This is a genomic window from Clostridium autoethanogenum DSM 10061, from assembly GCF_001484725.1.
Classification (GTDB): Bacteria; Bacillota; Clostridia; order Clostridiales; family Clostridiaceae; genus Clostridium_B; species Clostridium_B ljungdahlii.
Map to the genome: position 1 here is coordinate 4,064,332 of NZ_CP012395.1, position 20,314 is coordinate 4,084,645.

Here is a 20,314-nt window from a genome sequence, read left to right on the forward strand (position 1 = left end):
CATGAGCAATTTAACAAGTAAATTAAAAAATAAACTAGATTTATATGGTAAAACAGGTACTAGAGATAAATTAGGAGCTAAAGTACCTACATATGGCAAGATTAAACCTATATTTTGCCAAATAATACCTGCTAGTTTAACAGGAAATACGCAAAGAACAGTGGCAGATACAGAGTATGCAAATGTAACTCATACATTAAGATGTAGAAAATTAAGCATAAAAAATTTATCTATAGATATGTATTTTAAAGATAAAGATGGTTTGAGATATAATATTTTATATTTTCAACCAGATTATCAAGATAACCAGTTTTGGGAAGTAATGTTGGAAATTAAGTATGAATAAGAGGTGATATTGTATGGAAGATGGTTTTGACACACATGAATTAGATGAATTTAGTAAATCTTTACTTGATTTAGCTGAACAAAAACTACCTAAAGAGTCAAAAAAATACCTAAAAAAAGAAGCCAATAAATTAAAAACAAAGATGAAAAAGAAAGCAAAAGAAGTTGGTATACCCGATAAAGGTAATACAAATTTTTATAATAAATTTAAAGCTGGAAAAGTTTATAACTATCAGGGTGAAATGAGCGTAAGGGCATTTAATTCTAGTCCAATAGCACACCTTTTGGAGAATGGACATAAGCAAATAGGACATAAGCCAGATAAAAAGGATACTGGGAAATTTGTAAAAGGTTATGCTTATACAGAAAAAGCTTATCAAGATTTTAAAGAATCTTACTATTCTGACACAGAGGACTGGATAGATAAGATGTTAAAGGAAAAGGGATTATGATTACAGTTGCAGACGTGGTAACACAAATAAATACAATGCTTACAACAAAATTTCCTAGCACAAATATAACTTTTACAGATAATCCAGATGGACACGAAAGAGCTGCTTTTTATACAACAATTTTAAGTAATGCAAGTAACCAGCTATCAGATAGAAGGACACAAAAGAAAATAGGAATAAAAATATATTATTTTCCAAGTGATGAATATGATTATTTAGAAGAATTATGTAATATACAAAATGATATTGATGAATTATTTTGTCAGGGGTTTCCGTTACAAGACATTTATATAAATCTTGATGAGGACGGGATTGATTACAATATTACAGATGGAATATTACAAATATTATTTTATGTAAATTATTATATCGAAAGAGATACAGAAGAGGATAATTTGGATTATATCGAAAATATCGAAGATGAAGAAAATTATAAATAGAAAGGATTTGATATAGATGGCAATAACAAAGCCAGTTATAGATATACAATTTAAGGTATTAGCAAATACTTTTGTCGAAAGAAGTTCAAACAAAAAAGTTATTTTGATAATAAAAGATGATACAAATAAAGCTTTTAGTAAAAAAATATATACACAATTATCTGATGTAATAGCAGATAATGCATTATACACCATAGATAATTTAAACGCTCTTAAAGATTGCTTTAAGAAAAATATAAATCAGTTAACAGTAATAAGAATAGATGATGATGGAGCAATTGCAGACGCATTAGCAATAGCAGGAAGTTGTGAAACACAAAGTTATATAGGAGTGTATTCTAGTACAGCAGCAGATCACACCGCCTTGTCTGCATGGATAAAAACACAAGAAGCATCTAAGAAATATTACAATGCAATATGTTACAATTTAACAACCTCCGCAGATAGTAGGCATGTGATTAATTTTATAAATTCTAAAGTGAAATTTCTAGATTCTACAAGAGGAGAAGTAACAGGAGATAAATATATTCCAAGTTTATTGAGTTCAATAGCTGGAAGGAATGTAGAAACAGATGGTGTAACCTATGATATAATGGACGATTTGGAAAGTGTTACAGAAGTTGCAGATGTAGATACAGCAACAACTAATGGACAACTTGTATTATTCAATGATGGTGATAAAGTTAGAATATTAGTTGGTATAAATAATAAAACTACAGTTGGGACAGATGAAATAGAAGATATGAAACTTATTGAATATTCTGAAGCAATGGATATGATTTATTATGATGTTTACAATACATATAAAGATTTTTATCTATCTAAGTTTAAAAACTCCAATGATAATAGAGAAATTTTTGTAGATGCTGTTAATACTTATTATGGAGATTTAGAGGATTTAGACATTTTGAATCCTGATTTTGATAATATATGTACACAAAATGTAGGTACAATGAGGAATTATTTGAAACAAAATACTTCTTTAATTGTAGATAATATGACAGATGCACAAGTTAAACAGCAAAATTTTAGAAGAAATATATTTACAAGCTCTAATTTAGAAATATTAGAAAGTATGACAAATTTGTCGATGGAAAATATACTTAACTAAAGGTAGAAAACATCTACCTTTTATTATTTTTTTGAAAAAGAAAGGATTTGATATAGATGGCAGGAAATTTACATGTTTTAAGTGGAAGCAACGGAAAGATTTGGTGTAATGGTGATAGAGTCCCAGGAGTAACTAAATGGTCTTGCAAAATTCAAGCAAAAACAGACGATGTCGTTGAGTGTGGCGAATGGGGGACAGGTACGAATATTACTGGAATGTCCGTAAGTGGAACACTTACACTTGATAAAAAGAATAGTTATTTAATAAAAGAAGCTTATCAAGGTATCTCAGGAGGTGCAATACCAGATATAAAATTAATTTCTGGTGCGTATGATGAGGTAACTAAGCAAACCGAACGTTGGAGTATAACTGGTATAGTATTTACAGAAATAGACAATAACTTTGAGTCACAAAAAAATACAAGTCAAGAATTTCCATTTAATGCTTTAATGGCAAAACCAATAGAAACTATAGACTAAATAATAATAATTATTAACTAGGAGGATTTGTTATATATGAAAAAAGAAAATAAAGAAAGTAAAACAGCAGTAAAAAATAAAAAGTTGACTATAAAGGATTTAATAGCTAAAAAAATAGCTAAAAAGAATAATCAACACAAAGTAGTTGAAATTGAAGTAGGTGAAGGTGAAGTTATGGAATTTATAACACCTACTCAAAAAGAAGTTTTTGATTATTTGGACGAACTAGATAAGATGAACGCAGATAATTCGGTATCTACAAATGATGTAGTAGAAGTATATGCAGACTTAATTTATAAGCAATGTCCATCTTTCCATGATAAAGAATTAATTGAAAGTGTAAAGGAAGAAATGGAAGGACATCCAGAGTCAGATATTGTCCTTTTAACTTTTGAAAGACTTGATATTACTAAAATAGGTGATAAACTCATTGCAACTAGTGGAATAGACATGAAGAAATTACAAAATGAAGTAAAAAACTAATAGAGGAAAGTGATTATTTAAAAACAGTTACTTTCCTAGTTGCTAGAGGTCATGATCTTGATAAATTATTAAATGTAGATAGTTATGACAAAATGTTTTACATAGAATGTGAGAATAGATATTGGAAAGATTTAGGACAATTCTTAAAAATACTATTTGACGGAAAAGATAATTAATAATTCTTATCTTTTCTTTTTTTTATATGAGGAGGTGAGAATTATAAGTAGAGTTATAGGTACAATACTAAATTTAAAAGATATGTTTAGTCCAAAGATGAAAGAGCCAGTAGAAGCAACAAAGTCATTTAGTAGAGAACTAAAGCACGCTCAAAATGATGTAGGTGCTTTTAGAAATAAAGTTACAAGTGGTTTTTCTGGCTTAAAATCTTCTATTGCTGGATTTGCAGGTGGTTTATTTGCAGGTTTCAATATGAAATCTGCTATAGCAGGAGCACAAGGGGCACAGAAAGCAACGCAACAAATGGCTAGTGTTTTGAAAAGTACAGGTGGGGCAGCAGGATTAAGTCAAAAACAATTATTGGATTACGCAACAGCAGAGTCCAAACTAACAACCTTCACAAAAGGGACGAACATTGCAACAGAAAATATGCTTTTGACATTCACCAACATAAAAGGTGGCATAATGAAAGATGCATTAAGTACTGTTAACAACATGTCAACTGCACTTGGAACAGATACAAAAGCAAGTGCTATGCAATTAGGAAAAGCTTTAAATGATCCAATTAAGGGTGTTACAGCTTTAACTAAAGTTGGTGTTACATTTACAGATAGTCAAAAGAAAACTATAAAAAGTCTAGTTAGTACAGGGCAAACAGCGAAAGCACAACAAATGATTCTAAGTGAATTAAATAGAGAATTTGGTGGTAGTGCCAAGGCAGCAGGTGCAACCTATGAAGGTACACTTATAAGAATTAAAAACACAATAAATGGACTAGCTGGAAGTATAGGAAGTATGCTTGTTCCCTATATGTCTAAATTTGCTACAGGATTAAGTAACGCAACACCTATTATTTCTAGTATTATTGGTGTAGTAGTTGGAACTGTACAACCAATTTTGGCAAACATTATAAAAGATGTAGGTAAAATTGCAACTAATATAATGCCATCTTTAGGTGGAAGTACAAAAGATGTAACAAAAACTATACAAAAATTATTGAATGATGCACTTTATCCAGTTAAAACAGTATTTGATTGGTTAGCACAACATGGAGGAGCTGTAAGATTAGCTATAGTTGGTATAGGTACAGCATTTGCAGGATGGAAAGTTGCAACCACAATAAATACTGTTGTAAAAGGAATAAAAGATTTTAAAAAAGGATTAGATAGTTTATCGACTGTAGGAAAAGGCGGTAAATTATTAGAAACTATATTTAAATTGCCACCACAATATGTAATAGTTATTGCAGCAATAACAGCATTTGCTTTAATTGCATATGAAGTAATCACACATTGGACACAAGTTAAAACTTTCTTTAGTGGTTTATGGGCATGGATAAAAATGAAATTTACCAATACAATGGAATGGTTTAGTGGTTTACCTGCTAAATGGGCAAAATATGGCTCTGATATGTTTACTAGTTTTAAAACTGGAGCATGGAACATTATATCTGGTATTGGTACATGGATATCAGAAAAATTTACTAATTTTATAAATTTCTTTAAAAATTTACCTACTACGGCTTTACAATGGGGTAAAGATATTGTAAATCAATTAAAAGCAGGAATTCAAGCTAAAATTGACGATGTAGTTTCAGTAGCTAAAGATCTCGGAACAAAAATCCTTAAAGGAATAAAGAATATTTTTGGTATTGCTTCACCAAGTAAGGAAATGACGAAAATTGGAAACTACTTGATACAAGGATTATATAATGGAATTTTTAAAGGAAAAGATAGCTTAAAAACTGTTATCAGTAAAGTATTTGGAGGTGCTATGGATTTTGCACATGGGATTTTTACTGGTGGAGATGTAAGCGGATGGATTACTACAGCTCTAGCGATTACTGGAAGTCCTATGTCTTGGTTGACTAAATTATTAGATATAACAAGCAGAGAAAGTGGAGATCCAGGGAAACTTGGTACAGGAAATCCTAATCTAGTTAATAGTGTTGGAGTTAATGGAGAATATGCAACTGGATTAATGCAAATGCTACCTTCAACTTTTCGTGAATTTGCGATATCTGGATTAGGAGGTATAACCAATCCAATAGCAAATGCAGTAGCAGCAATAAGATATATAAAAAGTAGATATGGTTCACCAGAAAATATTGCCACAGGTGCAGGATATAAAGGTTATTGGACAGGTACGACTAGTGCACGAGAAGGTGTAGCAGACGTAGCAGAAAATACAGCGGAGTTGGTAATAGGTAGACAAAGAATGAGGATGCATGGTGGAGAACAGGTTATAAATGGACAAGATACAAAGAAAATATTAAGTGGAAATAATAAGCAAGATATAAATTTGAATATAAATATTGACACTTTTATTGGTACAGAAGCATTTGCGGATCAAATAGGTAGTCATATTTGGAATTCATTAAAAACAGAAATGCAAACAGCATAAGAGGTTGTTACAAAATGTAGCACCTCTTATTTTTATGGAGGTGTTAGATTGGATATATATTTTTCAGATCAAAAACGTACTTTTGTTTATCAACTACCAGTTATTCCAGAAGATATGCCAGAACTTGATACAGGTAATGCAACTACAGATACTTTTACTGGAAGTGATGGAACAACATATATAATACCACAAGGAACAGATATAGGTAGTTTTTCTATAGAATGTTTTTTGCCACCAGAAAATGCACAAAGAGGATATGTTATAAAAAGTAATATAAATCCAATGGAACTGATTAATTTTTGGAATAATAATAAAAAAACTAAAACTGCAATTAAATGTATACAAACCAGAGAAGATAACAGCGAAATAATTAATTGGCTCGTAATAGTAGATAGTTTAACATGGCAATATAAAAATAATGGGGATATAAAATATAAAGTATCCTTTAAACAATACAATAATCCAGCAGATGCTTTTGTAATAGCTCCAGCTAAAACAGCCTTAATTAATGCTATAGATGCATTAAAGAAGGTGAACATATGATAGGAAAATGGAGATTTCTTACGAATTATTTGGTTGGTTATAATTTTAAAGATTATGTGGATGTAACAAGTTTGTGTGATAATTTTTCTTGGTCATATGATAAAGATAATATAGGTGGAAATTTGACCTTTGATTCGATGATGGATTTTGCTGAAGGAAGAAGTCACATTGCTTTAAAGGTGGATGATACGACGGTATTTACTGGAGTTGTCACACAAAAACAACAGGATAAAGGAAAAGGTAGTTATACAGTACAAGATTATAGTTTCTTTCTTAATCAAGATCAAATTAAAGTATATCAATTTAATGGTGAAGATGCTAAAAGTTGTATTTATAAAATTTTAACTGATAATTATATCGGTGGAGCTTGTATGGCTCTAAGTACAAAAATAAATAACTTATATTGGGGCAAAAAATATATAGATATAATTAAAGATATTTTGGATAAGTGTAAAAGTGAAACAGGAGACGATATATTTGCAGAGATAAGGGGAACAGTCCTCTGGATAGATAAAATTAGTAATATTAAAAAGCTAGATAGTAGTAATTGTAAATATATAATGGCAGATGATTATAATGTAACTAGAAATATGGAAAACATGTGTGACTATGTAATAGTGTCTAATAATTCTACATCTACAGAAAGTAATACAGATAATGCAACTACATCTATAGAAACTACAGTACCACCAACTATATTAGCGACAAAAACTGATGATAATAATATACAAATATTTGGGCGTATGAGTAAAATACTACAAGTAAATGGACAAAATGAAGCACAAGCGAGAACCACAGCACAGAATTATCTCAATGCTTTTGACGCAACTAATAGGGAAGTTACAGTAACACTTTTGGATGTTGAAAATGGTGAAAATATAAGGCCTAACAGACAGATATATATAGATATAAGTAGATATGGCGTAAAAGGATATTATAAAATAAAATCCGCACAACATACATTAAATGGTAATGTACATAAAATACAAATTACTGTAGATTTTAGTGGTGCTACATTTGTAGATACTACAGATTATGGTACAGAAAAATCTACTAGTGGAAGTTCTACTAGTAATGGAAATAATAAAGCAGATCAAATAATTGCATATGCAAAACAATTTTTAGGTGTACCTTATGTTTGGGGCGGTAAAACTCCAAGTGGTTTTGATTGTTCTGGATTTGTAGCATATGTATTTAATCATTTTGGCTACAATTTAGCTGCTTATACATATGATATGGTAAATCAAGGGACTAGAGTAAGTATGAATGATATACAGCCAGCAGATATAGTATTTTTCTTTAATACTGGACACGTTGGAATGTATATAGGTAACGACCAATTTATACAAGCACCTCATACTGGAGATGTAGTTAAAATATCTACGTTTTCTGGATATTATGCACAAAATTGTAATGCAGCAATAAGGGTTTTATAGGAGGTTAAAATATGTACAATGCTAGATGGGCAAACGAATGGAAACAAGAATATGATAAAAGAAATAATCCACAATTATTAGGGCATGTATTAGGAATAGTAGTTGAAATAGATCCTATAAAAGTAAGCGTATTAGATGGACAGGCTTTTTTTTATGGAAAAAATTTAATTGTAGGGGATAAATTAAAAGGTTATACAGAAACAGTTACAATGAGTATTGATGGTGGTGAAAATATAAGTGCTACTATTACACATATAGGATTACAAATTAGTGATAAAGTTATATGTCAATTTACAAATGATAATCAAACATTGATTGTAATTGATAAGGTTAGTTAGGAGGTGGATATTATGGCAGCAACTAATATGCTACCACTTATTCCAGATATACAACAACAAATAGACAATATACCTTCTATAACAACAATAGATCCACTTGGTAGAGTTTATAAATTTGATTTTAATAGTAATACATTTGTTATAGAAGGTGGAAAATTAGTTGAATTAACTACAGATATAGAAAAGATAGAACAATGGATACATTTAATTTTACTTACATATCAAGATAAATTTGATATATATAAGGATACAGAATTTTATTGTAACATAGAAGATTTTTATGGTAAAAAGTTTCTAAAAATGAAAGGATATTACCAGTCTGAATTAATAAACGAGATAAAAACGGCTTTATTGAAGCATAGATATATACAAAGTGTAGACACTTTTGAATTAACACATATAGAAAAAACGAAATGGAAAGTAAGTTACAAAGTTACTTTAATTGATGGAGTAATAGAAAAACAGGAGGTGGTATAGTGGCTTATTATACAGATAAGACAACAGATAATATACAGCAAGAATTATTGGATAATGTAGATAACTCATATGAGAAAACTATAGGCTATCCGATGTATGATACATTAAAATCTTTTGCTATAGCATTGGCAGATGTTTATAAAGAATTATCTGATACTAGAGATAATATGGAAAATGTAGATAATTTAAGTGGTGCGGACTTGGAAAGATTTGTTGAACAACGTACTGGAATACAAAGAAAATTAGGTACATACGCTACTACTAATTTAACTGTAAATGGAAATGGAACAGTACATATGGGAGATAAGTTCGAGACAAAAAGTGGAATTGAATATGCTTGTACAATAGATACTATAATAAATGGCACTGGTCTTGTACCAATACAAGCTTTACAAATAGGTACTTATGGCAATACACCAGCAAATACAATTATACAAATACCAGTTACTTTAAACGGAATAGTTAGTATTACTAATTTAAATGTAGTGTCAAATGGAATAGATAATGAAAACGATGATTTTTTAAGAGAAAGATATTATACATATTTAAGAAATCCAATTACAAGCAATAATGAAAATGCGTTTATAAATTGGGCAGAAAGTATAGATGGAGTGGGACGAGCAAAAGCATTTGGATGTTGGCAAGGTAAAAACAGTGTATTAGTTGTTATTTGTAATAGTAATATGCAAGTAGCAGACCAAACATTAATAGATAATGCACAAAATATTATAGATCCTAAAGGAATACAAGATAGTGATGGAAATTGGTCAACCTGGGGTATGGGTAAAGGATTAGCTGGTGCTGGTAGTTATACTACAATACAAAGTGCTGTAGCTAAAAATATAAATATATCTGCTACGATAGTTTTAGCTACAAATTATACGAAAGATATTGTTCAATCAAATTTTGAATTATCTGTAACAAGTTATTTGAAAACCATAGCACTTAAAGAAGATACACCTTCTGTTTCCTATGCAAAGATAGGAAATTTATTATATGAAACAGAAGGAATCAATGATTATTCTAATTTACAAGTAAATGGTGGAAACTCTAATGTACCATTATCTTTAGTAGCCTCTTTATGCGAAATACCAGAAACAGGGACGGTGACATTGAATGTCTAGTAAAGATGATCTAATACAACACCTTCATAAATTATACAGGAATGATCCTTATATATATCAACTATATAACAGCATTGGACTTGAGATAGATAAAATTAAAGAAATAATAGATATTCTAAGTGGACAAATTTATTTTGACGAACTGACAGAAGACATTGGAATACCATTGATGGAAAAAGTATTGAATTTTAAAACTGATCCAAATTCCAGTTTAGAGGATAGAAGAAGCCAATTAGAAGCAAGAAGGAAAAGTTACGGTAATTTTTCTATAGATTTAATTCAAGCTGTATGTAATAGTTGGCATAATGGGGATATTAAGTCGCAATTAATAGATGGAGATATAAATATAAAATTTATTGGAGAATATGGAGTACCTATAGATTTAGATAATTTAAAGAAAGCTATAAATATTATAAAACCAGCTCAATTAATAGTTTTATATAGTTTTAGATACTTACTTATAAGCGAAATAGATGGAGTGATGACATTAGATCAATTACAGCAACAACCACTCAGTAAATTCGCATTTTAATTTTTTAGTTAGGAAGTGTAATAAAATGGCAACAACAACAGAATCCTTACAATTGTATAAAGCAGAGAACATAGATGGAAGTAATACATTTAATATAAAAACAATATTAAATGATAACTGGGATAAATTAGATGCAGATAGTAAATTAAAAAATGAAAACATAAGTGGAATAAATACTTCTGTTAATAAAATAACACGTTTTGTCGAACCCTCAGATATTGATACGGTACAAGATATAATTGATAATATGACTGTTAATGGAGGGGGAACTATAATATTCTCACCTGGAATTTATTTTTTAAGTAAAGGCTTAAATATGAAAAGTGATGTACATCTTAAATTATCTCAAGGAGCTATTCTAAAAGTAAAAGATCAATTTAAAACTACACTAACAGTAGCGCATACAGCTCATACATATACTTTGACAGTAGCAGATGTATCAGGCTTTAAAATGGGACAACAAATTTGCTATGGTACAGGAGCTACTGGTTATTTACCAGGAATAGCCGCGACTATATCAAGTATATCAGGTAATGTATTAACTGTGACTAGAACTAATTCTGTGGAAACTAATTATGAAAAAGATATTCCTGTAGAAAACAGTTATGTAGTAGTAGCAACGTCAGCTATTTATTGTCATCAAGTAACTAATAGTTCTATTACTGGTGGTGAGATAGACGGTAATAAAGCAAAAGTACCTATTTATACAATAGATATGGACACAGGTTTTAATGGAATTATATTAGATTATACCAATAATTTCACTATAGAAGATGTATATGTACATGATTTTAATTTTCAAGGAATACATCCTTGTGGTAGTAATGAGAATTTAATATTAAATAGAGTAAGAGCAGAGTATTGTTTATCTTCTGGTATATGCGTAGATTCTTGTTTGGATGGAACTATAATAAAAAATAGTAGTGCTAACTATAATTCTGTAGGAGTACAAATTATTTCAAGTGATAATTTTAGATTAGAAAATGTTAAATGTATATCTAATAATTACTCTGGCGTAGAATTATCAAATTCTTATGCTAATCATAATTTTGTAATTGAACAATTAGATAGTGAACAAAATAATCAATATGGAATTAGATTAAGTAATGCAATAAACGGCACAGTAAAAGGTTTAACATTAAAATCTAATAAAGTAGCTGGTATTCATGTTGAAAATACAAATACATGTTTAGTTGATGGTGGTATTATAGAGGATTCTCCTATTGGCATAGAAGAAACTGCAAATTGCGATAGTAATAGATATAATAATATTAAGTTTTCTTCAATTGCTAATAAAGAACTTGATTTATTAGGTACTAATACATCCATAGATGGTAGTTTGGAACAAAAACAAGATATAACTGTAGGAAAAGAAACTATTACCATTGGTTCTAATATTGTGGAATCTCCATTAGCTATTAATGCTAAAGGTAGATACTTAAAGAATTTATTAGGAAATTTAGGCAATATAACTACACATCAATCTGAATATTCTACAGCAGGAATGTATGGTGGAATGTTTAGTATTTGGTTAAATTCACTTGTAAAAACAGTAGATGGTTTTGCATGCTTAGATGGATATTTCAGTGATTTTACAGATCCATTAAATGCTCCTAGATGTTCTTATATCAGATTCACGGGTACGGCAGATTATTATTATTTAATAATGTGCAAAGCAAAAGGTCATATACAGTTGACACAAAAGAATGTATCTGCTAATTCAACTATAAAAACTACTGGAGATGTAACTGAAAGCTCTTGGACTAATGTAGGACTTTTAATGGATGGTAGTGCTTTAGATATGTACTGCAATTTTTGTTCAGGTTATGTAACTTATAATAATGGATATTATAAAGACATAATGGTAATTCCTATATTAAAATCTAATGTAGAAGGATTAACTGAACAACAAATAATAAATAAGTATATTAACAGCAGTTACTTTGATTATAATACGAGTTCTAGTGAGACTACAGTAAGAAGAACAAGTAATGGAGAACAGATTGATTATACAATTCCTTGTTTAAATTGTCTAGAAAATAATCAAGTATATGATGAAATTATATACCCTTGGCAATTAATCCAAAGAATAGGAAAACACACTATATCAGGAACAGATTTTGATCATTTAGAATCAGGTACAAATGTTGATTATATTATTATACCTAGTACAGTTTTTGAAGGGGTTAGAACATTTCCTAATGTATCTGGAAATACAGTAGATATTATTGGAATGACTAGATGTATGGCTACAAGTAAAGATGATGTATCTAACATAGGTCAATATTATGAAAGAAATGACAACACAATTGCTTTAATAATTAAAAAATCTTCATTTTCTGATATAAGTTCTGTTAGAACATCTTATGGTTCATTGACTTCTCAATTTGTCTTAAAAAGTGAAATTGAATCAACTATCAATGCAGTAGAAGGTTTTATAAAACCTAATGATACATTACAATTAGTTTCTAGTGAATCTATCCCTAATGTTATAGTAACTTTACCATTAAATAATTCTGCTGCTGCATCATTAATTACTAACTATTTAGATTATATTCGTTCATCAACAGCAACTAATACAGATAAAATAGATAATCACATAGCAGATAATACAAAACAAATACCACACTTAGGAACTACCACTAACAGTGGTGATGCTTATAGTATTGAAACATCAGAAGTTATTAATACAAACGAAAAATTCACTATAACATTCAATAATCCAAGTACTACAGCACCTACTTTAAGTATAAATGGTGGAACAGCACACGCAATTAAAAAACAAAATGGAAATAATGCTAAATTATACGCAAGTAATTATATGCTATTTTGGAATGGCTCAAATTTTCAATTATTGGGTGAAGGAGGTGATTATGGAACAGCAACCTCTGGAGATGTATTAGAAACAAAAACTTTTGGCACAGAAGATGGCATAAAACAAGGAAGTATTCCTATATGTGGAGCTGGTATAGATGCACAAGCAATAGCCAAAATAGTGTCTAATGGAAAGGCATATATGCACCCACCAGAAGGAACTTATTTTAATGGTGGAAGTGTGTATACCTCAGAACCAGATTTAAGTTCAGACAACATCAAGGCAGGAAAAAAAGTATTTGGTATAGATGGTAAATCTAGTGTAGTAGATACTGCAGATGCAACAGCAACCGCAACACAAATAAGAAATGGTCAAACAGCTTATGTAAATGGAAATAAAGTAACAGGTTCTTGCCCAGTACAGGCTACATCCGCACAGACTGTTACACCGGGAACAAGTGATATTGTAAAACCTGCTGGAATATATGATGATAATATTACTATAAAAGGTGATAGCAATTTATCTAGTAATAATATTATATCTGGTAAATCTATATTTGGAATATCAGGAAGTGCTACTATAGAAAGTTTAGGTGGATTACCTTATGAATATCATCAAATAGATGGAACATATTATAATACTAGTCATACTTATACTTTTACAACTTCTTTCTCAAAAATAATTTTTATAATATTCAGATATATTGATATAAATAATTACTATCGAATATTAGCAGGAGGGTATTGGTGGACATCAGCACAGCTTTACAATCAGAGTACTGATTATTGGATGTCTACTACAGATCCTATTTTCACCTTATCTCAACCAAATAACGGAAGTTTTACATTAACAAAAAATAGTTCACAAGCATTTAATATAATTGGATGGGTATTTGGAAAATAAAAATCAAATATCTAGGTAATAAATTTAGGCTATATAAATATGTAGTCTTTTTTTATTACCTATTTTTAAAGTTTTGGAGGTGAAAAGATGAATAACGAAACAATGGAAATGAAAGTATCAGAACATGATGAAACTTTAAAAGATCATGGTAATAGAATAGGAATCCTTGAAAAATCCGACACAAAGCAAGAATCACAAATTGAAATGTTATGCGAAAAAATAGATAAATTAATAGATAATAACAATAAATGGCTTTATTTTGCAATTACTACAATGGTAGCGTTATTAATAAAGATATTATTCTTTTAGAGGAGATGAGTTAATGAAAGGTATAGACATAAGTAACAATGATGGTTCTGTAAATTTTCAAGCTGTAAAAGATGCAGGATATGAAATTTGTTATATTAAAAGTACTGAAGGCTTAACATATAATGATTCAATGATGAGAACATTCTATAATGGTTGTAAAGATGTAGGATTGAAGGTTGGTTTCTATCATTTCTTGAGAAAGAATGATCCTAAACAGGAAGCAATTCATTTTCTAAATTGTATAAGTGGTTTAGCATATGATTGTATTCCAATGATAGATGTTGAACATGATAGTCTTAAAGATGGTTCAGCATTAGGAAGGACACAATCTTTTGCAAATTACTGTGAATCTCAGGGAGTAAAGGTTGGATTATATACATATACAAGTTTTCTAAAAGAAAGTATGAATAATGATTCTTTAGGTCTAAGCTTGTGGATTGCAGAATATGGTGTAAATAGTCCTCATACTGATAAAGAATATGTTGGTTTCCAATATTCAGAAACAGGAAAAGTTCCTGGCGTATCAACAAATTGTGATTTAGATGATTTTAATGAAAAAATATTTGTTAGTGGAGGTATAAAGAAAGTGAAAAATATAGTATGTATTAATAATAGTGTAGATGAAAGAGCAGCAGGATATTTAGCTGATTTTTTACAATGTCCAATTATAGATAATTCTCTAGTAAAGTTTGATTATAGCTGTGTAGAGAATATTTATTGTGTAGGTGGTGGACAATTTACAGAACATGCTACAAAGATAATTAAAGGACAAACCAGATACGACACATGCCAAGCTGTATTAGATTTCATTAAGAATGGGGGTAAATAATTATGACAACTTTATTAACAACAATCATACCAGATTTAGGATATATAGTAATTGCTAGTTTATTTGCATTAATAAGTTATTATGTTAAAGATTTTAGAAAGAAACATGCTAATTTTATAGAAGAACAAGAAAAAGCATTAAAAGAAAAAATAGGTGTAGATCAATATAATATGGATAAATCTATTGCTACAGATATAATATTAAGGATAGAGGAAGAAGCAAAGGGTTTTAATTGGGATTCAGAAGTTAAACATAGTAAAGCTACAGAGCTGATTTCAAAGAAAACAGGTTTAGATGCAGAAAGTATATATAATTTAATAAAGGCAACTGTAACAAAGATAAAGATGGGACAAGTAAAATCAGAAGATAAAAAAGTAGCTTAATTAGTTTAATTAATATTGCGTTCATAACCGTTAATTTCTAGCTTCAGAGTGTAGTTTTTAGCTTCACTTTCTTTTTTCTATGTGCTATAATAAAAGAAAATTATCCAATAGTTTATAAACTTATCCAATAGTTTATAAAATTATCCAATAGTTTATCTTGAATGTATTCCCATAAATTGTATAATAAAATTAGATATAATTTACAATTTATGGGAGATGTATAATAATATGAATAGAAAATTTAAATGGTATAAACATAAAAAGGTAAAATTAAAAAAATGGAAAGGTAAGGAGGAAGATGGTATGAGTAGATCACTTAATTTAAACAAATTAAAAAACAGAGATTTTATATCATTATCTTCAAAAGAAGCATTAAAAGAAGTAGTTCCTATAGATTGGAGTGAAGAAGTTTTAACTGGTAAGAAAAAAGTTATTGTTTATAGTCCTAAAAACAAATAGATTTAAGGTGATAAAGTTGTGTAAAGTACGAGATATAATTTTAGTAAAAAATTATAAAAGTCAAGGAAAAGAAATAAATAAACATTCTTTTGTTGTTTTAAGTGATGAACATGGAAAAATTCATGGATTAAACTATGATATAATTTGTAGTGTAATGTCTTCATTTAAAAATGATGAACAAAGAAAAAAGAAGTTAGAATATCCAGGTAATTTCCCTATTGCTCATAATGATTCAATTATTGAAAACAATGATGGTATTGATGGATATATAAAAGCAGAACAGTTTTATTATTTTAACAAAGATAAATTAGATTATATTGTTATGGGTGAATTAAAAGAAGATGTTTTTAATTTAGTATTGGATTTTATTGAAGACGAAATGGATTGCCCTATAGAACAGATTACAGATAATTTGTAGAACTTATGTACAAGCCCTTGATGAATAATCAGGAGCTATTTTTTTATATAAAAATTAAAAATAAAAAATATTATTACATACTGAATTAATTAAATGGAAGTAGTATAATATTATTATGTGAATGGAACGAATTATGAAATTTAATAATGAAATCACAGATACTAGCTAATTAAAACATATCAAATTTTCATATTCACGGCGTGAAAGGTATGGAGTTTGAGAATGTGTTTATAATAAACTGCAGCGAAGGGTTAATTCCCCATGCAAATAGCATACAAAATAATCTGGAAGAAGAAAGGCGGCTTTTTTATGTAGGGGTTACAAGAGCCATAGATAATTTGACTTTATGTTATTCAAGTACTATTAGGAAAAAGGCAGTAAATGTATCCAGGTTTATAGAAGAATGTGACTTGTTAAATTCGGGAGAGCTTATGAAAAATTGCGATTTAGAAATAGGGGATTATGTAGTTCACAAAGTATTTGGAAGTGGAAAAATAATAGATAAGAGAGATAATTGCTTAAAAGTATTATTTTCAGGTAATAGAGAGATAGGATTTGATTTATCGGTTCTTTATAATGGACAGCTGATGAAGGATGCTGCTAGAAAATGTTTGTGATTAAAGGTAAATGTATACCGATTTACAAGTGAGGTTCCATTAACTTGATGTATAACCAGTAATAAATACTGGATGAAATAATTTAAATATTATATATTTGTTATGTAAGAAATATACATCAGATATATGCTGTTTTAATAACAGCAACCCATTTAATCAAATGAGGTCAGTATGAAAATACTGACCTCATTTCACTTCTAAAATAAAAAAATAAATTCAAGTTATTATAAATCAACAGGTTAGTTGGGTAATCCAATTACCCTTGATGAATTGGTGTGAAAAATATGATATAATTAACCAAATAAAATAAGAATATTTATAATAATAAAGAGGTGTTTTATTATGTTATTTACCAGTTATTTAATTGGATTAGTTGTATTGGCTGTTGGAGTTGGACTTAAAATTTGCCCACCAGAGAATATAAGTAATGTTTATGGATATAGAACGCCATTTGCTATGCTGAATAAAGATGTATGGGATGAAGCAAATTATTTTTGTAGTAATATGTTAATATATGTTGGTATTATATGCTTAATAATATCAGCACTGTGTAATATAATTTACAAAAACAATATTGATATTGCAAGCAAGATTTCAACAATAATATCTGTAACAATAATTGTATGCTCCGTTCCTAGCACAGAAATTCATTTAAGAAAAACATTTGACAAATATGGAAATAAAAGAATGTAATTTTGGCTATGATTATATTTAAGATAGTTAAAAAAGCGAATAATTTATTAGAATACCACATAATTCAAAATAATTGAATTATGTGGTGTTTTTAAATTGATTACTTAATAGTTTTCTATATGTTTAATATAATTATAGATCTATTTAATTATCCTTAATTTTAAGATGTTATTAGTTGTGGTATAATTAGTCAACAAACAATAGTTACGTTCTAGAGGAGGATGTGATTTTGAATATAAAATCATGGAAATTATGGTTATTTTCAAGTATTTGTTTTTTATTTGTAGGAATAATGAATTTGATTGATAAAAAATATTCCATAGGAATTATCTTTGAACTTTTAGGAGTGTCTTATATTTTTTTAAGCATGAGTCATTATAAAGAAGATAAATAATAGTAAATTTTGGTGAAGGAGTGAAAGATTATGGGTGGTACGATTATATTATTATTGGTACTTATGTTGTTTATTATCTTGGGAGTGGTTTTTTCTTTAGGTAAAGGTGCTTTCTTAATATCAGGTTACAATATGTTGAGTAAAGAAGAGAAAGCAGAATATGATGAAAAGGCATTATGTAAGTTTATGGGAAAATCAATGTTTGCAATTGCTTTTAGTGTTTTTTTATGGGAACTTAGTAGTTTAATTAAACAGCATATTTTATTTGTCATTGGATTAATCTTATTGTTGGGAACAGTTATATTTATCCTAGTTTACTCAAATACGAAAAATAGATTTAAGAAATGCTGACACACAAATAGTAAAATATATGTTTTAAATATTGGGTTGGAGGTCTATTTTATGGTTAAAGTAAAAAAGTTAACCATACTAAATTTTTTAGGATTTGTAATCACATCCATATTAGTGATGTGCAATTATACAAAAAAATTTGATAATGCATTCGCAAATTTTATGAAAATATATAAAAATCATTTATTGAAAAAATCAGCAAATATACTAGCGGTTATTGCATCTCCTAAAAAAATTTTACTTATTTCACTTATATTAATAAGTTTCATATCTATTATATTATTAATTTTTAATAAATGGAATAAAATAAATAATATTTCAGATAATTTAAAATTGCTACTATTTACGATCTTAATAGCCTATTTCTCAAATGATGTTCTAAAAAATTTATTTAAAAGAGCAAGGCCTTCAGTAAAAGTTATTTCAAAAGTGGACAAATATTCATTTCCAAGTGATCATTCTATGATGGCCTTTGCATTTTTTATTACTATAGCTTACATACTTTGCCAGTATATTCAGTCAAAATCAATTAAATTTATTATATGTTTTTTATCTATTTTTATGACAATCTTAATTGGCTTAAGTCGTGTATATTTGGGAAAACATTTCATGACTGATATAATTGGAGGATATTTTTTAAGTGGATTTATTCTGTGCTTTCTTATATGGATTATTTGTAGCATTTCAAAATATTCAATAAATGAACAAAAAATATAATGTTCTATGATATTTTGATCTTATCATAGAACGCCGTGTTTTATATGCTTTTTTATGGAATCACATCAAACGGATTATTTACACAAGAGTATCTAAAGTATTATTTGAAGATTGTGATAAAGAATTAATAGTATTATAAATATTGCCTGGGTTTGAGGAAAAGATACTTGAACAAGCATCCTGATAAGTTCCATTTTCTATTGCATTGTATTGGTATAGAACATCCTCATCCATATTGTCTGTTGTAGTATTGTTACTTTGAAGAAGAGATACAATATTTGATTCAGAAGGAGATAAACCATCACTAGGGGGAGTAATATTTGTAGGTATAGATAAATCACCTGATGAACTATAAGTTAATGGTGTACCATAAGTTGGTTCGACTTGTTTATAAATATCTTGAAGTTCATTGCTAGTAGTATTTCCAAAATAGTTGGATGCAGTATAATTTCCTTGTACAGTTGAGTCAATGTTATTTACTAATGGAACAGAAGAACTTGTTGAGGTAAAATCTAGGGTATTATATAGGGAATTCATATAATAAGTATTCATAACACTATTTACATCCATTAGAATTCATCTCCATAAACAAAGTTTTTGGCATCAGATGGAGTTTTGACTCCACCTGATGCTTATTAACAGGCTTCTTAGTGTCTTTAGCACTTAGAAGGCGTTATCCTTTAGGGAAAATCGTTATCCAGGGACGTAACTGCTCTTTACTCCCACTTGGAGAAGTGGAAGTATTAGAACAGGTAGTCATCGGATAAAATTATTTAAACAATTATCGTGTTAATATATAAAATCTTTAGTATAAATTATCAAAAATTTAAAAAGTCATATGTACTTATCTAGTAGAGTTATTTATTATAAATTCGATTACATTTAACTAAAGTGAAAAATGTTAAATTAAAATATTGTAATCATATTTTAAATTACTATAATTAAAAGTAGGGGTGAATTGAAAAATGAACTTTTTGCTTGTATTTTAAGAATTTAATTTTAAATATCCCGTTTTTTAATTCAAAAGTATTTTTGATGTAAAGATGAAAAAATAAGCGTTAAGAATAATACTCATAAAAGGATTAA

At 28.7% G+C, this 20,314-nt stretch carries 25 protein-coding genes; 24 read left to right on the forward strand and 1 reads right to left on the reverse strand.

Translation table 11 applies throughout. The features are described 5' to 3' along the window. The first annotated feature begins 1 nt into the window (after position 1). The 24 genes from CLAU_RS18500 to CLAU_RS18610 all read left to right on the forward strand — a co-directional run bounded on the left by CLAU_RS18500 (position 2) and on the right by CLAU_RS18610 (position 19,228). Positions 2-346: a head-tail adaptor protein gene (locus CLAU_RS18500; RefSeq protein WP_023163409.1), complete on the forward strand. Its 345-nt coding sequence runs from the start codon at positions 2-4 to the stop codon at positions 344-346. A gap of 13 nt (positions 347-359) precedes the next feature. Beyond that, positions 360-797: an HK97 gp10 family phage protein gene (locus CLAU_RS18505; RefSeq protein ID WP_023163410.1), complete on the forward strand. Its 438-nt coding sequence runs from the start codon at positions 360-362 to the stop codon at positions 795-797. Beyond that, positions 794-1,237 carry a phage tail terminator family protein gene (locus CLAU_RS18510; RefSeq protein WP_023163411.1) on the forward strand — a complete coding sequence of 148 codons (444 nt, stop codon included), beginning with the start codon at positions 794-796 and terminating at the stop codon, positions 1,235-1,237. The genes CLAU_RS18505 and CLAU_RS18510 overlap by 4 nt, the downstream gene beginning before the upstream one ends. Positions 1,238-1,253: 16 nt before the next feature. Further along, positions 1,254-2,348: a phage tail sheath C-terminal domain-containing protein gene (locus CLAU_RS18515; protein ID WP_023163412.1), complete on the forward strand. Its 1,095-nt coding sequence runs from the start codon at positions 1,254-1,256 to the stop codon at positions 2,346-2,348. Between the two features lie 56 nt (positions 2,349-2,404). Next, positions 2,405-2,827, forward strand: coding sequence for a phage tail tube protein (locus CLAU_RS18520; RefSeq protein WP_023163413.1), 423 nt, complete (start codon positions 2,405-2,407; stop codon positions 2,825-2,827). A gap of 36 nt (positions 2,828-2,863) precedes the next feature. Beyond that, positions 2,864-3,310 (forward strand): hypothetical protein, encoded by a 447-nt coding sequence (locus CLAU_RS18525; protein ID WP_023163414.1) that lies wholly within the window; start codon positions 2,864-2,866, stop codon positions 3,308-3,310. 210 nt (positions 3,311-3,520) lie between these two features. After that, positions 3,521-5,890 (forward strand): transglycosylase SLT domain-containing protein, encoded by a 2,370-nt coding sequence (locus CLAU_RS18530; protein WP_029169936.1) that lies wholly within the window; start codon positions 3,521-3,523, stop codon positions 5,888-5,890. A 48-nt stretch (positions 5,891-5,938) separates the two neighbouring features. Beyond that, positions 5,939-6,433 carry a hypothetical protein gene (locus tag CLAU_RS18535; RefSeq protein WP_023163416.1) on the forward strand — a complete coding sequence of 165 codons (495 nt, stop codon included), beginning with the start codon at positions 5,939-5,941 and terminating at the stop codon, positions 6,431-6,433. Next, a complete protein-coding gene (locus CLAU_RS20625; RefSeq protein WP_023163417.1) occupies positions 6,430-7,869 on the forward strand; it encodes a C40 family peptidase in 1,440 nt (479 codons plus the stop codon). Before CLAU_RS18535 ends, CLAU_RS20625 begins: the two co-directional genes overlap by 4 nt. Before the next feature lie 11 nt (positions 7,870-7,880). Further along, a complete protein-coding gene (locus CLAU_RS18545) occupies positions 7,881-8,207 on the forward strand; it encodes a DUF2577 domain-containing protein (RefSeq protein ID WP_023163418.1) in 327 nt (108 codons plus the stop codon). Positions 8,208-8,219: 12 nt separating this feature from the next. Then, a complete protein-coding gene (locus tag CLAU_RS18550; protein WP_023163419.1) occupies positions 8,220-8,684 on the forward strand; it encodes a DUF2634 domain-containing protein in 465 nt (154 codons plus the stop codon). Then, positions 8,684-9,808 (forward strand): baseplate J/gp47 family protein, encoded by a 1,125-nt coding sequence (locus CLAU_RS18555; protein ID WP_023163420.1) that lies wholly within the window; start codon positions 8,684-8,686, stop codon positions 9,806-9,808. Before CLAU_RS18550 ends, CLAU_RS18555 begins: the two co-directional genes overlap by 1 nt. Further along, entirely contained in the window at positions 9,801-10,340 is a 540-nt protein-coding gene (locus CLAU_RS18560; RefSeq protein ID WP_023163421.1) for a putative phage tail protein, read from the forward strand. Before CLAU_RS18555 ends, CLAU_RS18560 begins: the two co-directional genes overlap by 8 nt. Before the next feature lie 25 nt (positions 10,341-10,365). Continuing rightward, positions 10,366-14,058 (forward strand): right-handed parallel beta-helix repeat-containing protein, encoded by a 3,693-nt coding sequence (locus tag CLAU_RS18565; protein ID WP_023163422.1) that lies wholly within the window; start codon positions 10,366-10,368, stop codon positions 14,056-14,058. Positions 14,059-14,145: 87 nt separating this feature from the next. Further along, positions 14,146-14,367, forward strand: a complete 222-nt coding sequence (locus tag CLAU_RS18570; RefSeq protein ID WP_023163423.1) for a hemolysin XhlA family protein — start codon at positions 14,146-14,148, stop codon at positions 14,365-14,367. Between the two features lie 13 nt (positions 14,368-14,380). Continuing rightward, entirely contained in the window at positions 14,381-15,196 is an 816-nt protein-coding gene (locus tag CLAU_RS18575) for a GH25 family lysozyme (protein ID WP_023163424.1), read from the forward strand. Between the two features lie 2 nt (positions 15,197-15,198). Continuing rightward, positions 15,199-15,579, forward strand: a complete 381-nt coding sequence (locus tag CLAU_RS18580; protein ID WP_023163425.1) for a hypothetical protein — start codon at positions 15,199-15,201, stop codon at positions 15,577-15,579. Between the two features lie 228 nt (positions 15,580-15,807). Then, complete coding sequence (locus tag CLAU_RS18585; RefSeq protein WP_023163426.1) at positions 15,808-16,038, forward strand: hypothetical protein; 231 nt, start codon at positions 15,808-15,810, stop codon at positions 16,036-16,038. 7 nt (positions 16,039-16,045) lie between these two features. After that, a complete protein-coding gene (locus CLAU_RS18590; RefSeq protein ID WP_242834130.1) occupies positions 16,046-16,456 on the forward strand; it encodes a type II toxin-antitoxin system PemK/MazF family toxin in 411 nt (136 codons plus the stop codon). A gap of 200 nt (positions 16,457-16,656) precedes the next feature. Next, positions 16,657-17,073, forward strand: coding sequence for a 3'-5' exonuclease (locus CLAU_RS18595; protein ID WP_275935554.1), 417 nt, complete (start codon positions 16,657-16,659; stop codon positions 17,071-17,073). A 342-nt stretch (positions 17,074-17,415) separates the two neighbouring features. Then, positions 17,416-17,766 (forward strand): SdpI family protein, encoded by a 351-nt coding sequence (locus tag CLAU_RS18600; protein WP_013238354.1) that lies wholly within the window; start codon positions 17,416-17,418, stop codon positions 17,764-17,766. A gap of 229 nt (positions 17,767-17,995) precedes the next feature. Further along, positions 17,996-18,160, forward strand: a complete 165-nt coding sequence (locus CLAU_RS20930) for a hypothetical protein (protein ID WP_013238355.1) — start codon at positions 17,996-17,998, stop codon at positions 18,158-18,160. A gap of 30 nt (positions 18,161-18,190) precedes the next feature. Then, positions 18,191-18,511 carry a DUF3784 domain-containing protein gene (locus tag CLAU_RS18605; RefSeq protein ID WP_013238356.1) on the forward strand — a complete coding sequence of 107 codons (321 nt, stop codon included), beginning with the start codon at positions 18,191-18,193 and terminating at the stop codon, positions 18,509-18,511. Between the two features lie 51 nt (positions 18,512-18,562). Next, positions 18,563-19,228: a phosphatase PAP2 family protein gene (locus tag CLAU_RS18610; RefSeq protein WP_013238357.1), complete on the forward strand. Its 666-nt coding sequence runs from the start codon at positions 18,563-18,565 to the stop codon at positions 19,226-19,228. A gap of 78 nt (positions 19,229-19,306) precedes the next feature. Here the strand turns inward: CLAU_RS18610 and CLAU_RS18615 are convergent, their stop codons facing one another. Then, positions 19,307-19,798: a hypothetical protein gene (locus tag CLAU_RS18615; RefSeq protein WP_013238358.1), complete on the reverse strand. Its 492-nt coding sequence runs from the start codon at positions 19,796-19,798 to the stop codon at positions 19,307-19,309. Between the last annotated feature and the right edge of the window lie 516 nt (positions 19,799-20,314).

Excerpts from the sequence above, each read along its gene's own strand:
- CLAU_RS18500 (WP_023163409.1), top strand. The coding sequence starts at position 2 with ATGAGCAATTTAACAAGTAAATTAAAAAATAAACTAGATTTATATGGT.
- CLAU_RS18505 (WP_023163410.1), top strand. The coding sequence starts at position 360 with ATGGAAGATGGTTTTGACACACATGAATTAGATGAATTTAGTAAATCT.
- CLAU_RS18510 (WP_023163411.1), top strand. The coding sequence starts at position 794 with ATGATTACAGTTGCAGACGTGGTAACACAAATAAATACAATGCTTACA.
- CLAU_RS18515 (WP_023163412.1), top strand. The coding sequence starts at position 1,254 with ATGGCAATAACAAAGCCAGTTATAGATATACAATTTAAGGTATTAGCA.
- CLAU_RS18520 (WP_023163413.1), top strand. The coding sequence starts at position 2,405 with ATGGCAGGAAATTTACATGTTTTAAGTGGAAGCAACGGAAAGATTTGG.
- CLAU_RS18525 (WP_023163414.1), top strand. The coding sequence starts at position 2,864 with ATGAAAAAAGAAAATAAAGAAAGTAAAACAGCAGTAAAAAATAAAAAG.
- CLAU_RS20625 (WP_023163417.1), top strand. The coding sequence starts at position 6,430 with ATGATAGGAAAATGGAGATTTCTTACGAATTATTTGGTTGGTTATAAT.
- CLAU_RS18545 (WP_023163418.1), top strand. The coding sequence starts at position 7,881 with ATGTACAATGCTAGATGGGCAAACGAATGGAAACAAGAATATGATAAA.
- CLAU_RS18550 (WP_023163419.1), top strand. The coding sequence starts at position 8,220 with ATGGCAGCAACTAATATGCTACCACTTATTCCAGATATACAACAACAA.
- CLAU_RS18560 (WP_023163421.1), top strand. The coding sequence starts at position 9,801 with ATGTCTAGTAAAGATGATCTAATACAACACCTTCATAAATTATACAGG.
- CLAU_RS18565 (WP_023163422.1), top strand. The coding sequence starts at position 10,366 with ATGGCAACAACAACAGAATCCTTACAATTGTATAAAGCAGAGAACATA.
- CLAU_RS18570 (WP_023163423.1), top strand. The coding sequence starts at position 14,146 with ATGAATAACGAAACAATGGAAATGAAAGTATCAGAACATGATGAAACT.
- CLAU_RS18575 (WP_023163424.1), top strand. The coding sequence starts at position 14,381 with ATGAAAGGTATAGACATAAGTAACAATGATGGTTCTGTAAATTTTCAA.
- CLAU_RS18580 (WP_023163425.1), top strand. The coding sequence starts at position 15,199 with ATGACAACTTTATTAACAACAATCATACCAGATTTAGGATATATAGTA.
- CLAU_RS18585 (WP_023163426.1), top strand. The coding sequence starts at position 15,808 with ATGAATAGAAAATTTAAATGGTATAAACATAAAAAGGTAAAATTAAAA.
- CLAU_RS18600 (WP_013238354.1), top strand. The coding sequence starts at position 17,416 with ATGTTATTTACCAGTTATTTAATTGGATTAGTTGTATTGGCTGTTGGA.
- CLAU_RS18605 (WP_013238356.1), top strand. The coding sequence starts at position 18,191 with ATGGGTGGTACGATTATATTATTATTGGTACTTATGTTGTTTATTATC.
- CLAU_RS18610 (WP_013238357.1), top strand. The coding sequence starts at position 18,563 with ATGGTTAAAGTAAAAAAGTTAACCATACTAAATTTTTTAGGATTTGTA.
- CLAU_RS18615 (WP_013238358.1), bottom strand. The coding sequence starts at position 19,798 with ATGGATGTAAATAGTGTTATGAATACTTATTATATGAATTCCCTATAT.